Source organism: Erwinia psychrophila (assembly GCF_039023475.1).
Taxonomy (GTDB): Bacteria; Pseudomonadota; Gammaproteobacteria; order Enterobacterales; family Enterobacteriaceae; genus Erwinia.
Genome location: NZ_JBCHVB010000007.1, coordinates 152,941 through 168,692, shown reverse-complemented (window position 1 = coordinate 168,692; position 15,752 = coordinate 152,941). Strand labels below are relative to the sequence as shown.

At 59.4% G+C, this 15,752-nt stretch carries 10 protein-coding genes; all 10 read left to right on the top strand.

Going from position 1 to position 15,752, the window contains the following annotated elements:
• Positions 1 to 133: 133 nt before the first annotated feature.
• The 10 genes from lgt to recD all read left to right on the top strand — a co-directional run bounded on the left by lgt (position 134) and on the right by recD (position 15,749).
• Complete coding sequence (gene lgt / locus AAH446_RS16590) at positions 134 to 1,015, top strand: prolipoprotein diacylglyceryl transferase (RefSeq protein ID WP_342907780.1); 882 nt, start codon at positions 134 to 136, stop codon at positions 1,013 to 1,015.
• Complete coding sequence (gene thyA, locus AAH446_RS16585; protein WP_342907779.1) at positions 1,012 to 1,806, top strand: thymidylate synthase; 795 nt, start codon at positions 1,012 to 1,014, stop codon at positions 1,804 to 1,806. The genes lgt and thyA overlap by 4 nt, the downstream gene beginning before the upstream one ends.
• Before the next feature lie 268 nt (positions 1,807 to 2,074).
• Positions 2,075 to 2,536 (top strand): prepilin-type N-terminal cleavage/methylation domain-containing protein, encoded by a 462-nt coding sequence (locus AAH446_RS16580; protein ID WP_342907778.1) that lies wholly within the window; start codon positions 2,075 to 2,077, stop codon positions 2,534 to 2,536.
• Positions 2,527 to 3,078: a prepilin peptidase-dependent protein gene (locus AAH446_RS16575; protein WP_342907777.1), complete on the top strand. Its 552-nt coding sequence runs from the start codon at positions 2,527 to 2,529 to the stop codon at positions 3,076 to 3,078. Before AAH446_RS16580 ends, AAH446_RS16575 begins: the two co-directional genes overlap by 10 nt.
• Positions 3,075 to 3,503 carry a DUF2509 family protein gene (locus AAH446_RS16570; protein ID WP_342907776.1) on the top strand — a complete coding sequence of 143 codons (429 nt, stop codon included), beginning with the start codon at positions 3,075 to 3,077 and terminating at the stop codon, positions 3,501 to 3,503. Before AAH446_RS16575 ends, AAH446_RS16570 begins: the two co-directional genes overlap by 4 nt.
• On the top strand, positions 3,496 to 3,804 hold the full coding sequence (locus tag AAH446_RS16565; RefSeq protein WP_342907775.1) for a prepilin-type N-terminal cleavage/methylation domain-containing protein: 309 nt from the start codon (positions 3,496 to 3,498) through the stop codon (positions 3,802 to 3,804). Before AAH446_RS16570 ends, AAH446_RS16565 begins: the two co-directional genes overlap by 8 nt.
• Positions 3,805 to 3,888: 84 nt before the next feature.
• Complete coding sequence (recC, locus tag AAH446_RS16560) at positions 3,889 to 7,269, top strand: exodeoxyribonuclease V subunit gamma (RefSeq protein WP_342907774.1); 3,381 nt, start codon at positions 3,889 to 3,891, stop codon at positions 7,267 to 7,269.
• A 208-nt stretch (positions 7,270 to 7,477) separates the two neighbouring features.
• Positions 7,478 to 10,366, top strand: coding sequence for a pitrilysin (gene ptrA, locus AAH446_RS16555; RefSeq protein ID WP_342907773.1), 2,889 nt, complete (start codon positions 7,478 to 7,480; stop codon positions 10,364 to 10,366).
• A complete protein-coding gene (recB, locus tag AAH446_RS16550) occupies positions 10,363 to 13,899 on the top strand; it encodes an exodeoxyribonuclease V subunit beta (protein WP_342907772.1) in 3,537 nt (1,178 codons plus the stop codon). The genes ptrA and recB overlap by 4 nt, the downstream gene beginning before the upstream one ends.
• Positions 13,896 to 15,749 (top strand): exodeoxyribonuclease V subunit alpha, encoded by a 1,854-nt coding sequence (gene recD, locus AAH446_RS16545; RefSeq protein ID WP_342907771.1) that lies wholly within the window; start codon positions 13,896 to 13,898, stop codon positions 15,747 to 15,749. Before recB ends, recD begins: the two co-directional genes overlap by 4 nt.
• Positions 15,750 to 15,752 lie beyond the last annotated feature (3 nt).

The window sequence follows — 15,752 nt, the reverse complement described above, 5'->3', positions numbered from 1 at the left end:
ATAAAGTTTACAGTTCCGGCAAACTACCCTAATTCCTGCTGTGCTATCATGCGCGGCTTAATGCAGCGCCCTGCGCGCACTGGCTAACTCCTTGTCGCCTGCAAGTCAGGAGAGACGTAATAAAGGGTGAAAGATGACTAACGGCTATCTGGCTTTTCCTCAGTTTGATCCGGTGATTTTTTCCATCGGGCCGATCGCTCTGCACTGGTACGGCCTGATGTATCTGGTCGGTTTCCTTTTTGCCATGTGGCTTGCCGTACGCCGCGCCAATAAACCGGGCAGCGGCTGGAAAAAAGACGAAGTTGAGAACCTGCTTTATGCGGGCTTCCTCGGCGTTTTCCTCGGTGGCCGTATCGGCTACGTGCTTTTCTATAACTTCCCGCTGTTTCTGGATAACCCGCTCTATCTGTTTAAGGTCTGGGATGGCGGCATGTCGTTCCACGGCGGCCTGATTGGTGTGATCTGCGTCATGCTGTGGTTTGCACGGCGAACCAAACGCCACTTCTTCCAGGTAGCTGATTTTATTGCGCCGCTGATCCCGTTCGGGCTGGGTGCAGGGCGTCTCGGCAATTTTATCAACGGTGAACTTTGGGGCCGTGTGGCGCCCGATGTATCCTGGGCGATGCTCTTCCCAAGCTCGCGCAGCGAAGACGTCGCACTGGTGGCTACCCATCCTGAATGGCAGTCGCTGCTCGCGACCTATGGCGTGCTGCCGCGCCACCCGTCCCAGCTCTATGAACTGCTGCTGGAAGGGATCGTGCTGTTTATTATTCTGAATATCTTTATCCGCAAAAATCGTCCGATGGGCGCGGTTTCAGGTTTATTCCTGATCGGCTATGGCGTTTTTCGCTTTATCGTCGAATATTTCCGTCAGCCGGACGCGCAGCTGGGCCTGTTCGACAACTTTATCAGCATGGGACAAATTCTTTCGACGCCGATGATTATCGCGGGCATCATTATGATGATTTGGGCTTATCGCCGCCGTTCCGTGCAGCAACTACGTGAGGAAAAATGAAACAGTATCTGGAACTAATGCAGAAAGTGCTCCACGAGGGCACGCCGAAAAATGACCGTACCGGAACGGGTACGCTGTCGATTTTTGGCCATCAGATGCGTTTCAATTTGCAGGAAGGCTTCCCGCTGGTCACCACCAAAAAATGCCACCTTCGCTCGATTATTCATGAGCTGCTGTGGTTTTTGAATGGTGATACCAACACCGCCTACCTGAAAGAAAATAAAGTGACGATCTGGGACGAGTGGGCCGACGAAAACGGCGATCTCGGCCCGGTCTACGGCAAGCAGTGGCGCAGCTGGGGGGCACCGGACGGGCAGCAGATCGACCAGCTGGCAAAGGTGATCCAGCAGCTGAAAACCGATCCGGATTCGCGCCGGATTATCGTTTCCGCCTGGAACGTGGGCGAACTTGATCAAATGGCGCTGGCGCCCTGTCACGCCTTCTTCCAGTTCTATGTGGCGCAGGGAAAGCTTTCCTGCCAGCTCTATCAGCGCTCGTGCGACGTGTTCCTCGGCCTGCCGTTTAATATTGCCAGCTACGCGTTACTGGTCCATATGATGGCGCAGCAGTGCGACCTGGAAGTAGGCGATTTTGTCTGGACCGGCGGTGATACGCATCTCTACAGCAACCACCTCGAACAGACTAACCTTCAGCTGACGCGTGAACCCCGTCCGCTGCCGAAGCTGGTCATCAAGCGCAAACCCGCTTCGCTGTTTGACTATCGTTTTGATGATTTCGACATTGAAGGTTACGATCCGCATCCGCCCATCAAAGCGCCGGTGGCTATCTGATCCTTACCGGGAGCGGAAATATTCCGCTCCCGCTTTTCTGTATTTTTGCCGCGACTCATTGCCCGCGACTCACATTTGCTTCCCGCCCGTTTTCCCTCTCCGGTCGCTGAAAACAGCTCTTGTCCGCGCCAATCCCTCACTGCTTTTTGCGTATCAGTCCGCAAAATTTTTGCCCAATCCGCTCAGCGCATCCGTTTTATCTGAAGAGTGTGCGCAGCGCTCGTTTTCACCAATGGACGCTATCCGGGCAATGCGGGAGAGTGCAGTGATGAAAAAGATGCAGGGTTTTACGCTGGGGGAGGTTCTTATCGTGATGGTGATTGCCGGCATTCTGTCGGCCTCTGCCGTGAGCGGCTGGCAGCGCTGGCAGCAGCAGCAGCGGCTGAATGACACTGCCCGTCAGGTTCAGCTGTTCCTGATGCGGCTCCGGAGTGAGGCAAACTGGCACAACGTGCCGCGCCTGCTCTGGCTACTGCCCGGTGGCGCGGGCTGCCTGGGCAGCGGGCCGGTCGCTCAGGTTTGCGATCCGAAAAACCGGCTCGCCTTTCGCGGACCGGGCGGCGGTATTCAGCTACTGTCGCTGACGCCGGAGACCGGATTTTATGGTCGTCGCAGCGTGGCGAAACCGGGCCGTGTCATTATTGCCGGGCAGGTGGGTGAGCGGCATATTCTTATCTCTTCCCGGGGAAGGGTACGGATTTGCCAGCCTGAAAAAGCGCTTTGCCAGTGAGACAGGCTGGATTCAGCCTGGTGGAAATGCTTGTCGCTATGGCGATCGGCAGCATTCTGCTCCTTGGTACGGCGCGGATGCTGCCGCAGATACAGCAGCACAATCTCCGCAACCTGATGCGATTTCAACTTCATGAAGAGATGCAGCAGATCATGAGCATACTGGAAAAAGCGGTACGACGGGCCGGTTACTGCAATGGCGCCTGTGAAGGAACGGCACTCACGCTGCGCAGCACGGTGGAAACCTGCCTGCTGGTCAGCTGGGATGATAACAGTAACGGCAAATGGGAAGGTGCCGGTGCCACGGAAAGTGAAAAATATGGCTTTCGCCTGCGCGAAGGGAATCTTGAAACGCAGCGAGGCGTGGATAATTGCCAGGGAGGGGGCTGGGAGAAGCTTAACGATCCGGCGACAATCGTCATCGGGGGTTTTCAGATCGTGCAGCAAGCGAATCAGTTCCGTCTGGTTCTGACAGGAACTGCCCGCGCCTTTACTTCCTCTCCCGTCACACTTACGCGCCGGGTAACGGCGGTGAACCTGTGAACTTCCACTATCAGGGCGGCGGGGCGCTGATCGGCGTGCTGCTGCTGCTGGCGATGTCGGCGGCGCTTCTGAACGCTACACGGCGGCAGCTTGACGCCTCGCTGAGGCTGGTTGCCGACGAGCGGCAGTTTATCCGGCAGTACAGCCAGGCGGAGTCCGCGCTCGCCTGGGGCAGGCGGCAAGTCTGGTCCCGGCAGGAGGAGGACTGGCAGTGCAAAACTAACCTGCACTATGGCTGGCGAGCCTGCATAAGCAGCGTAACGGCGCAGCGTTCTCTCCTGAGCGGGGATAGCGGTGCCGGGACGCTGACCCACTATCAGTGGCTGGAAGCAGAGGATAAAGCGGAAAGGCTGGTGCCTGCGCCTCACGGCTGGATTGATTTTTGCCCCCTTACGCCGCCGGAAAGGTGCAACAGAGATGAATAAACAGAAGGGATTCAGCCTGCCCGAAGCCCTGGTGGCATTGCTGCTGTTTGCCACCGGCGCGACGGCGATGATGCAGTATCAGCTGGCGCTGGGAAAGGGCTTTCAGCTTCAGGCAGAGCAGCGGGAAGCCTGGCGTCAGGCCTGGCAGCGTTTTGAAGGCGAGCTGTCATCCGGCTGGCGCGGCACGCTGCGCGAGGAGTCCGGGCCCGCCGGCTGTAAGCTGCTCTCCTCTCAGGCAACCGGGCCGGCGGGGCGAAGCGCCATCCTGACGCTGCTACGCTGTGCGCCTGCGGCGCGGTAAAGTGAGTGTTCGCCGTTTTGCAACGAGGGTGAGAGAGAGTAAAGTGTGCGCGAGTCCGGCATTACGCCAGAAGAAGGAGCAGACATGTTTACGGTATACCATTCAAACCAGCTGGATTTGCTGAAAACGCTGGCGGCCTGGCAAATTGAAAACCAGCCACTGCGCGATCCGTTCCAGTCGGAAGTCGTGCTGGTGCAAAGCCCCGGCATGGCGCAATGGTTACAGATGTCTCTGGCTGCGCAGTTCGGCATTGCCGCCAATATCGACTTTCCGCTGCCGGCGAGCTTTATCTGGGACATGTTCGTTCGCGTGCTGCCCGATATTCCGAAAGAAAGCGCCTTCAACAAAGCCAGCATGAGCTGGAAGCTGATGGCGATTCTGCCAGAGATGCTCACGCATCCCGAATTCGCCATGCTACAGCACTACCTGACCGACGATGGCGACAGCCGCAAACTCTTCCAGCTGGCGTCCCGCGTGGCCGATCTTTATGACCAGTACCTGGTCTACCGCCCGGCGTGGCTGAACGCGTGGGAAAAAGGGCACAGCATCGACGGGCTGGGCGAGGCACAGCTGTGGCAGGCGCCGCTCTGGGCCGCGCTGGTGGCGTATACTCACGAGCTGGGGCAGCCGGAGTGGCACCGCGCCAATCTTTACGCCCGCTTTATCTCGACGCTGGAGAACAGCACCGGGCGCCCGCCGGGCCTGCCGGACCGCGTTTTCATCTGCGGCATTTCGGCGCTGCCTCCGGTCTATCTCCAGGCGCTTCAGGCGCTGGGCCGGCACATTGATATCCATCTGCTGTTCACCAATCCGTGCCGCCACTACTGGGGTGATATTCAGGATTATGCGTTTCTGGCGAAGCTGCAGAACCGCAGACGGCAGCATTTTGAGCATAAACGGGAAAGCGGCCTGTTTCGGCAGGATGACGCCGCCAGCCTCTTTAACGACGCGGGCGAGCAGGAACTCAGCAATCCGCTCCTCGCCTCGTGGGGTAAGCTGGGCCGGGACAACCTCTTTTTACTGGCGCAGATGGAAAGCCGGGAAATCGATGCCTTTGTCGATATCGAGCCGGTCACGCTGCTGCAAAATCTTCAGCGCGATCTGCTTGAGCTGGAAGATAACGCCGTGATCGGGCTCAGGGCGGAAGAGTGGCAGAGCAGCAGGCATAAACGCGTACTGGATCCCGAAGACAGATCGGTCAGCCTGCACCTTTGCCACAGTCCCCAGCGCGAGGTAGAGGTGTTGCAGGATCGCCTGCTGAAGATCATGGAGAACGATCCCGGGATCTCTCCCCGCGATATTATCGTAATGGTGGCGGATATTGACGCCTATACGCCGTTTATTCAGGCCGTCTTCGGCAATGCGCCGGGCGAACGCTATCTCCCCTTTGCCATTTCCGATCGCCGTGCCAGCCAGGCCCACCCGGCGCTTCAGGCCTTTCTCGCGCTACTGAGCCTGCCGGACAGCCGCTTTCCCTGTGAAGAGGTGCTGGCGCTGCTGGAAGTACCGGCGGTGGCTGAGCGCTTTATGATTGATGAAGAGGGGCTCAAGCGTCTGCGCTACTGGGTGGGCGAAGCGGGCATCCGCTGGGGACTGGATGATGAGACCGTACGCAATCTGGATCTGCCGCCGACCGGGCAGCATACCTGGCATTTCGGCCTGACCCGGATGCTGCTGGGCTATGCGATGAACAGCGACGCCGGCGACTGGCAGGGCGTTCTGCCCTACGACGAATCCAGCGGGCTGATCGCGGAGCTGGCGGGGAATCTGGCCGAACTGCTGATGCAGATGCGCCGCTGGCGTGAACAGCTTTCTCTCGCCCGTTCGCTGGAGGCGTGGCTGCCGCTCTGCCGCGAGCTGCTTCAGGATTTCTTTGCTGGCGATGCCGACACCGAGGTGGCGCTGGCGCTGATAGAAGAGCAGTGGCAGCAGGCCATTAACTATGGGATTCAGGCAGGTTACCAGCAGGCGGTTCCGCTGTCGCTGCTGCGCGATGAGCTCGCTTCCCGGCTGGATCAGGAGCGGATCAGCCAGCGCTTTTTAGCCGGGCCCATTAACTTCTGTACGCTGATGCCGATGCGGTCCATTCCATTTAAAGTAGTCTGCCTGCTCGGCATGAACGATGGTGTCTATCCGCGTACGCTGCCGCCGCTGGGCTTTGACCTGATGAGCCAGCAGCCGAAAAAAGGGGACCGAAGCCGCCGCGACGACGATCGTTATCTCTTCCTTGAAGCGCTGAATTCTGCGCAGCAGCAGCTCTATATCAGCTACATTGGCCGGACAATTCAGGACAATTCGGAACGTTTTCCCTCGGTACTGGTCAGTGAACTGGTGGAATACATCAGCCAGAGTTTCTGCCTGCCGCAAGATCGGGATCGTGACGTGGACAGCAGCGCCAGAGCGGTGGCAGCCCACCTGAAGCATCTCCACAGCCGGATGCCGTTTGCGGCAGAGAACTTCACATCGGAGGCTGAATATCAAAGCTATGCCGCTGAATGGCTACCTGCTGCCAAAGCGAGCGGCGTGGCGCATCCGCCTTTTATGCAGCCGCTGCCTCCGCTGGCGATCGAAGAGCTTAACCTCGACCAGCTCGTGCGCTTCTGGCGGCATCCGGTTCGCGCCTTCTTCAGCCAGCGCCTGGGCGTCAGCTTCCGGCTTGAGGAGACGGAGTTACCCGATGCAGAACCTTTCACGCTGGATAACCTCAGCCGTTACCAGGTCAATACGCTGTTGCTGAACACGCTGATTGAGGGGGAGCCGAGCGAACCGCTTTATGCGCGCCAGCGCGCCGCCGGCAATCTGCCCTATGGCGCCTACGGCGAGCTCTTCTGGCAGGAGCAGCTTGATGAAATGACCGGGCTGGCCGACCGGGTGCGTGAACAGCGAAGAGATTCTGCCAGCCGGGAAATCAATTTCTCCGTCGGCGGGATTCAGCTGACGGGCTGGCTGCCGCAGGTTCAGGAAGATGGCCTGCTCCGCTGGCGGCCCGGGCATCTCAACTACACCGACGGACTGGCGTTATGGCTGGAGCATCTGGTTTACTGCACGCTGGGAGGCGGCGGTACCAGCAGAATGTATGGCCGCAAAGAGAGCCAGTGGCGTTTTCCTGCGCTCACCACGGATCGGGCCCAGGGCTGGCTTGAGCATTACGTCTCCGGCTATCTGCAGGGGATGAGTGCGCCGCTGCTGCTGCTGCCAAAAACGGGTGGTGCCTGGCTTGATGCCAGCTATGACGAAAAAAATGGCGTGCTGCTGCGTGATGAAAGCTCCCAGGCGAAGGCGCGGATAAAAATGTTGCTGGCCTGGCAGGGCAATTATCAGATTGAGGGGGAGGGCAGCGATCCCTACCTGGCGCGGCTTTTCAGAACGCTGGACGAGGAGCAGATGCAGGAGATTAGCCGTAGCGCTGAAGCCTGGCTGCTGCCGCTGCTACAGATGAATGATAAATCTTCCGGCAACGACTGAGCCGTCAGCCAGCGTAGGGGAACTCGCTGATGTAACGTTAGAGACAAGGGGTATCTCATCCTGTAGTGTTATTTTATAACCATTTTTAGTGCTGATTTATGTCTGCCTTTGTGCACAGCCGGAAGGGCATTTTGCAGGGCTTTTATCTCTTCTTTATGGCGGTCTTAAACGCATAAAGAAGAGAACATAAGATCGTCAAGGAGTTTGAATGCGTCGTTATGCAGTCTGGTTCACCTCGCTTTTTCTGCTGTTTTCCCTATGGAGCCCGTTAAGTCAGGCGCAGCAAGGCTGGCAGCCCATTCCTGAAACCATCCGTAAAAGTGAAAAAGATCCCCGTCACTATCAGGCGATCAAACTTGATAACGGCATGACGGTGCTGCTGGTGTCGGATCCGCTGGCGACAAAGTCGCTCGCCGCGCTGACGCTGCCGGTAGGCTCGCTGGAAAACCCCCGCAACCAGCAGGGCCTGGCGCACTACCTTGAGCACATGGTGCTGATGGGGTCGAAACGGTATCCCGAGCCGGATAACCTTGCAGAGTTTCTGAAAAAACATGGCGGCAGCCACAACGCCAGCACCGCCTCTTACCGTACCGCTTTCTATCTGGAGGTGGAGAACGCGGCGCTCCAGCCGGCGGCAGATCGCCTGGCGGATGCCATCGCCGAGCCGCTGCTGGACCCGGTTAATGCCGACCGTGAGCGGCATGCGGTTAATGCCGAGCTGACCATGGCGCGCTCCCGTGACGGCCTGCGTATGTCGCAGGTTGGCGCGGAAACGCTTAATCCGGCGCACCCAAGCTCGCTTTTTGCCGGCGGCAATCTGGAAACCCTGAAGGATAAACCTGACAGCAAGCTGCACGATGCGCTGAAGGCGTTCTACCATCGCTACTATTCGGCAAACCTGATGAAAGCGGTGATCTACAGCAGCAAACCTATGGAAGAGCTGCAAAAAATTGCCGTCAGCACCTTTGGCCGTGTGGAAAACCGCCATGCGACGGTGCCGGCTATCACCGTGCCGGTGGCGACGGATAAACAGAAAGGCATCATCATTCATTACGTGCCTGCCCAGCCGCGCAAGCAGCTGAAAATTGAATTCCGCATTGAAAACAACAGCGATAAGTTCCGCAGTAAAACCGATACGCTCATCGCCTATCTGATCGGCAACCGCAGCAAAAACACGCTTGCTGACTGGTTGCAGAATAACGGGCTCGCCGATTCGGTTACGGCGGGCGCCGATCCGGTTATTGACCGCAACGGCGGGGTGTTCTCCATCTCCCTGTCGCTGACGGATAAAGGCCAGGCCAACCGCGATCGGGTGATCGCTGCCGTGTTCAGCTATCTGAACAAACTGCGTAACGAGGGCATCGATAAACGCTACTTTGATGAAGTGGCCCATGTGCTGAACCTGGATTTCCGCTATCCGTCCATCACCCGTGATATGGACTACATCGAATGGCTGGTGGACACCATGCTGCGCGTCCCGGTCGAACATACGCTGGATGCGTCATATATTGCTGACCGCTACGATCCGGCGGCGATCAAAGCTCGTCTCGACGGGATGACGCCCGAAGCGGCCCGCATCTGGTTTATCAGCCCCAGTGAACCGCATAATAAAGTGGCCTACTTTGTTGAGGCACCTTACCAGGTGGAGACTATACCCCCGCAACGCTTCGCCGCCTGGCGTGCGGAAAGTGAAAAAATCGATCTTTCGCTGCCGGTACTCAACCCCTGGATCCCGGATGACTTCTCGCTCATTAAGCCGGAGAAAGAGTATAAGCATCCCCAGCAGCTGGTGGATCGGCCGGGCCTGCGGGTTTTCTATATGCCGAGCCGCTATTATACCAGCGAGCCAAAAGCGACGATCACGCTTGCGCTGCGCAACGAAGCGGCGATGAGCACGGCGAAGCATCAGGTGCTCTTTGCGCTCAATGACTATCTGGCCGGTCTGGCGCTGGATGAGCTGAGCTCTCAGGCATCGGTTGGTGGTATCAGCTTCTCCACCAGCGGGGATGATGGGGTAACCTTCAATGCCAGCGGCTTTACGCAGCATTTACCTGAGTTGATGAAGGCGCTGCTGAAGCAGTATGCCACCTATCAGCCAACCCAGCAGCAGCTGGAGCAGGCCAAATCCTGGTATCTGGAGCGACTGGATGCGGCAGAGAAGGGCAAAGCGTTTGAGCTGGCGATCCAGCCGGCCCAGATGCTGTCGCAGCTGCCTTATACCCAGCGCAGCGAGCGGCGGAGCCTGGTGGCTGGCCTTACCCTGAACGAGCTTAACGCCTACCGCAAAATGCTGCTGGAGAAGTCCCTGCCTGAGCTGATGGTTGTCGGCAATATGACGGCGCAGGAGACCACAACTCTGGCAGAGGCGCTGAAAAAGCAGCTCAGCTGCGAAGGTCAAAGCGGATGGCGAAGCCGCTATATCGCCGTAAATAATAAGCGCGCCGCTAACCTTGAGCAGGAGGGAAGCAGTACCGATTCCGCGCTGGCCGCCCTGTACGTTCCGCTGGGCTATGAGGAGCATGAAAGCATGGCCAATAGCGCGATGCTGAGCCAGATTATTCAGCCCTGGTTCTATAACCAGCTGCGCACCGAAGAGCAGTTAGGCTATGCGGTTTTCTCCTTCCAGATGCCGGTTGGCCGCCAGTGGGGGATCGGTTTCCTGCTGCAAAGCAACGTGAAGCAGCCTGCTTACCTGCTGAGCCGCTTCCGGGCATTCTATCCGGCGGCGGAAAAACGGCTGCGTGAGATGAGCAAAGAGGATTTTGCCCAGTATCAGGCGGCGATGGTCAACGAACTTAAGCAGCGGCCTCAGACGCTCGATGAAGAGGCTGGCCGCTTTAATAAGGATTTCGACCGGGGGAATTACCGCTTCGACACGCGGGAGAAGGTGATTGCCCAGATTCAGGCGCTGACGCCCGACGCGCTGGCAACCTTTTTCCATAACGCGGTCATTGCGCCACAGGGGCTGACTCTGCTGTCGCAAATTTCAGGCAGTCAGCACGGCAAGGCGGATTACGCGACGCCTGAGGGTTTCACCACCTGGCAGGAAGTCTCAAAGTTACAACAGTCATTTCCGGTAAAAAGCGATAAGTCATGAAGCAGGTTGTTGAGCGCCTGGACCCGCTAACGCTTCCTTTGCGGGGAGAGAGGCTGATTGAAGCCTCGGCGGGAACGGGCAAAACATTCACCATCGGATTACTCTATCTGCGGCTGCTGCTGGGCCTTGGGGAAGAGGCTGCTTATCACCGGCCGCTGTCGGTTGAAGAGATCCTGGTGGTGACCTTTACCGAGGCGGCGACGGCAGAGCTGCGCGGGCGCATCCGGGCCAATATTCATGAATTGCGGATCGCCTGCGTGCGCGGGCACGCCACCGATCCAGTGCTCGCTCAGCTTCTGGCGCAGATAGAGGATCTTCCCCAGGCGGCGGCGAGGCTGCTGGCCGCCGAGCGTCAGATGGACGACGCCGGGATTTTTACCATCCACGGCTTCTGTCAGCGAATGCTGAACCTCAACGCGTTTGAGTCGGGCATGCTTTTCGAGCAGACGCTGATTGAGGATGAATTTCCGCTTCGCCGCCAGGCCGCAGCCGATTTCTGGCGGCGACACTGCTATCCGCTATCCCTGCCCCTGGCGCGCGTTATGACACAGATGTGGCAGGGGCCGGAGCAGCTCCTTGCCACACTCTCCCCCTGGCTGAACGGCGAGGCGCCCGCGCTCAAGTACCCGCCCGATCTGAATGAGAGCTTTGAGGCGCGGCATGAAAAACTGTTAGCCCGTCTTGACGCGCTGAAGGCCGCATGGCTTGCCGCGGGAAACCTGCACGATCTGATCGCAGCCTCCGGCGTGGATAAGCGTAGTTACAGTAGTAAGCACTTACCTAACTGGCTGGAGAAAATCAGCCAGTGGGCCGCCGCACCGACGGAAGATTATACGTTTCCGAAGGAGCTGGAGCGCTTCGGGCAGGCGGTGCTGCTGGAAAAAACCAAAAAAGGGGAACCGCCCCACCATGCGCTGTTTGGCGATATCGACCGTTTTCTGGCCGAGCCGCTGTCGCTGCGCGATTTGGTGATTGCCCGCGCCCTGAGCGAAATCCGGCAAGCGACGCAAAAAGAGAAGCGCCTCAATGCGCTGCTGGGCTTTGACGACCTGCTGGGACGGCTGGATGCAGCGCTGCAGCAGCCGGGGGGCGACGCGCTGGCGCTGGCGATACGCACCCGCTATCCGGTCGCGCTGATCGATGAATTTCAGGATACCGACCCGCAGCAGTACCGCATCTTCCGCACGCTCTATCATCAGCAGCCTGAGGCGGCCCTGCTGCTGATCGGCGATCCAAAGCAGGCGATTTATGCGTTTCGCGGCGCGGATATTTTTACCTATATGAAAGCGCGGAGTGAAGTTAGCGCCCACTATACGCTTGATACCAACTGGCGTTCATCGCCAGCGATGGTGAGCAGCGTGAATCAGCTGTTCTCACGGCTGGAAAATCCCTTCCTGTTCAGCCAGATCCCCTTTATTGACATCCACTCCGCCGGGCCTAACGCCTCGCTGAGCTTTACCATAGAGGGACAGGAACAGCCCGCGCTTTCGCTGTTTCTGCAGCCCGGCGAGGGGGTGGGCGTCAGTGATTATCAGCAGTTTATGGCCCGCCAGTGCGCCAGCGATATCTGCCGCTGGCTCACCGCCGGACAGCAGGGAACGGCCCTCCTCGGTAAAGGCGATCGGCAACGGCCGGTTGAAGCTTCGGATATCACCGTGCTGGTGCGCAGCCGTGGTGAGGCCGCCGTGATCCGGGAGGCCCTTAACGGGCTGAATATCCCCTCCGTCTATCTTTCCAACCGCGACAGCGTTTTCGCCACCCAGGAAGCGCGGGAAATGCTCTGGCTGCTGCAGGCCGTACTGGCGCCGGAACAGGAGCGTATACTGCGAAGCGCGCTCGCGACCAGTATCTTTGGGCTGGATGCCCTGACGCTGGACGCGCTGAGTCAGAACGAGCGCGCCTGGGATGCGCTCGTCGATGAGTTTGACCGCTACCGGCAGCGCTGGCTGAAGCGGGGCGTACTGCCCATGCTGCGCGAGCTGATGATCGCCCGGCAGATTGCGGAAAACCTGCTGGCCTCGGAGAACGGCGAACGCCGGTTAACGGATTTACTGCATCTGGGGGAGCTGTTGCAGGAGGCCTCCGCCCAGACAGACAGCGAATATGCGCTGGTGCGCTGGCTCGCCCAGCAGATCGCCCAGCCCAACGGACAGTCCGCCAGCCAGCAGCTCCGCCTGGAAAGCGACCGGCATCTGGTGCAGATTGTCACCATCCATAAATCGAAAGGGTTACAGTATCCGCTGGTCTGGCTGCCGTTTATTGCGAATTATCGTGAAGCGGGCCAGGGCATTTATCATGACAGGGAAAGCTTTCAGACGCTGCTCGATTTGCGGGATGACGAGGAAAGTGTTGCGCTGGCTGAGCAGGAGAGGCTGGCGGAGGATCTGCGCCTGCTCTACGTCGCGCTCACCCGGTCCGTCTGGCACTGTAGCCTGGGCATTGCGCCGCTGGTCAAAGGGAACCGTAAAAAAGAGGGTAACAGCGATCTGCATAAAAGTGCGATCGGCTACCTGATACAGCAAGGGGAGGCCGCTGACGCCTCCGCGCTGCGTGAGCAGCTGTCGGCGATGCAGAATGAGACCATGGCGCTCATCCTTCCTGAAGCCCCAGAAGCGCATCCCTGGCAGCCAGAGCCTTCGCCCTCTCTGGCGCTGAGCAGTCAGCATATGGCCCGGCAGCTGCGAGATGAATGGCGCGTGACCAGCTATTCCGGCCTTCAGCAGCACGGTCATTCCGCCACTTTTGAGCTGCTGCCCCGGCTGGACGTTGACGCTGCGGGTGAGGCCCGGGCGCAGCAGGCGGCGCTGCTGACGCCGCATACCTTCCCACGCGGCGCTTCACCCGGCACTTTTCTGCACGGGCTATTCGAGAACATCGATTTCACCCGACCGCTCGACGAGAGCTGGCTGGCCGAACAGCTGGCCGCTCAGGGGCATGGTGAGGCGTGGCTGCCGGTTATGACGCAGTGGCTGACTCGCGTACTGCAAACGCCGCTGAATGAGACCGGCGTCACCCTCAGCCAGCTGAGCCCCGATAAGCGGCAGGTTGAGCTGCAATTTTACTTACCCATCGCGCAGATGCTGAACGCGGAGCGGCTCGACCGGCTGATCCGCCGTTACGATCCGCTTTCAGCGGGCTGCCCGCCGCTCAATTTTCATCAGGTGCAGGGGATGCTGAAGGGCTTTATCGATCTGGTTTTCTGCTGGCAGGATAAATATTACCTGCTCGATTACAAGTCGAACTGGCTCGGCGAGGCGGGGGAAGCCTATACGCCAGAGGCGATGGCGCTGGCGATGCAGGCACACCGCTACGACTTGCAGTATCAGTTGTATACGCTGGCGCTGCACCGTTATCTGCGTCACCGCCTGGCGGATTATGATTATGAGCAGCATTTCGGTGGCGTTATTTATCTCTTTTTGCGCGGGGTGGACGGGACGTCCAGCGACAACGGACTTTACCGCACGCGGCCAGAAGTGGCTTTTGTTAACGCACTGGACGCCCTGTTTGCCGGCCAGTCCGGGGAGGAAGTATGAGTAATATCTCACAGCTGCTGATGACCGCATGTCAGCAAAACCTGCTGCGCTCGCTGGACGTGCAGTTTGCCCTGATGGTCGCGACGGAAGAGCGCCCCTGGCTGATGCTGGCAGCGGCCTGCGTCAGCGCCGAAGCGGGAGAAGGGCACGTTTGTCTGCCGCTGGCGGGTTTTACCGAACAGATGCTGTTTGGCGGACGGCAGCCGGAGCTGGCGCGACAGCTCTGGCAGGCGGCGGGTGAACCGGTGTGGGAGAAACTGCTGGTCGCGGAAGAGGCGGTGGGCGACGGCACCACGGCCACGCCGCTGGTGCTGCATCAGCAGCGCCTTTATCTGCACCGGATGTGGCAGTCGGAGGGCCTGGTCGCCCAGTTTATCCGCCGTGAAGCCGCGCAGATCCCCTTTGCCGAGCAGAAACTGCGGGCCGCGCTGGACAGGCACTTCGGCCTGGAGCCGGACAACTGGCAGAAAATTGCGGCCGCGGTGGCGATTACCCGGCAGATCTCCATTATCTCCGGCGGCCCCGGCACCGGAAAAACCACTACCGTTGCCAAACTGCTGGCCTCGCTGCTTGAACTCTCGGACGGTAACTTTCGTATCCGGCTGGCAGCGCCTACCGGGAAAGCGGCCGCCCGCCTGACCGAGTCTCTCGGGAAAGCGCTACAGCGTATTGAGGTCAGCGAGGAAGAGAAACGACGCTTTCCTGCCGAGGCCACCACGCTGCACCGCCTGCTCGGGGCGGTGCCGGGCAGCCAGCGGCTACGTTATCACGCGGGCAATCCGCTCCATCTGGATTTGCTGGTGGTGGACGAAGCCTCAATGGTTGATTTGCCGATGATGGCGAATCTGATTGCTGCGCTGCCGCAGCAGGCAAAAGTCATTTTTCTGGGCGACCGCGACCAGCTGGCGTCGGTTGAGGCGGGGGCGATACTGGGCGATATCTGCCGCTGCGCGGAGGCGGGATACAGCAGCATCCGTGCAGCGGAACTGGCGCGTCTTACCGGCTGCGAGGTGATGGCAGGGGAAGGAGAGCATGCGCCGGAGGTGCGCGACAGCCTCTGTCTGCTGCGTAAGAGCTACCGCTTTGACGCCTCTTCGGGCATCGGGCAGCTGGCGCTCTCCGTGAACGCGGGTGATACCCGCCAGGCAGAGAAAGTGTTTAGCGCGGATTTTACCGACATCGCCCGCTTTCCGCTGAGCAGCGGCCCGGAATATCAGCAGCTGCTTGACGCCTGCGTGGAAGGATATGGCGCTTATCTGCAGCTGATCGCCCGTGGCACAGAGCCGCAGGCGGTAATTGAAGCCTTTGGCCGTTTTCAGCTGCTCTGCGCGCTGCGCGAGGGGCCTTTTGGCGTGACGGGCCTGAACGAGCGCATCGAGGCTGCCCTTCATCAGAAAAGGCTGCTGCATCGCGCGCCGGGCCCGGCGGGAAAATGGTATGCCGGACGGCCAGTGATGATTGCCCGTAACGACAGCTCGCTGGGGCTTTTTAACGGCGATATCGGGATTGCGATGCGTGACGAGGAAGCGTCACTGAAGGTCTTTTTCCCCCGGCCCGACGGCACCATTAAGGCCGTTCAGCCCAGCCGGTTGCCGCCGCACGACACGGCGTTTGCCATGACGGTGCATAAATCACAGGGGTCGGAATTTGAGCATACGCTGCTGGTACTCCCGAACCAGTTCACTCCGGTGCTGACGCGGGAACTGGTCTACACCGCGATTACCCGCGCGAAGCAGCGTCTTTCACTCTACGCGGATCGCGGCGTCTTCCACAGCGCGGTGAAAATGCGCACCAGCAGGCGAAGCGGGCTGGTTGAGCGGCTGGGCGAGGGCGCCGTCGCAGCAGGCTAAAGC

Excerpts from the sequence above, each read along its gene's own strand:
- recB (WP_342907772.1), top strand. The coding sequence starts at position 10,363 with ATGAAGCAGGTTGTTGAGCGCCTGGACCCGCTAACGCTTCCTTTGCGG.
- recC (WP_342907774.1), top strand. The coding sequence starts at position 3,889 with ATGTTTACGGTATACCATTCAAACCAGCTGGATTTGCTGAAAACGCTG.
- recD (WP_342907771.1), top strand. The coding sequence starts at position 13,896 with ATGAGTAATATCTCACAGCTGCTGATGACCGCATGTCAGCAAAACCTG.
- ptrA (WP_342907773.1), top strand. The coding sequence starts at position 7,478 with ATGCGTCGTTATGCAGTCTGGTTCACCTCGCTTTTTCTGCTGTTTTCC.
- AAH446_RS16565 (WP_342907775.1), top strand. The coding sequence starts at position 3,496 with ATGAATAAACAGAAGGGATTCAGCCTGCCCGAAGCCCTGGTGGCATTG.
- lgt (WP_342907780.1), top strand. The coding sequence starts at position 134 with ATGACTAACGGCTATCTGGCTTTTCCTCAGTTTGATCCGGTGATTTTT.
- thyA (WP_342907779.1), top strand. The coding sequence starts at position 1,012 with ATGAAACAGTATCTGGAACTAATGCAGAAAGTGCTCCACGAGGGCACG.
- AAH446_RS16580 (WP_342907778.1), top strand. The coding sequence starts at position 2,075 with ATGAAAAAGATGCAGGGTTTTACGCTGGGGGAGGTTCTTATCGTGATG.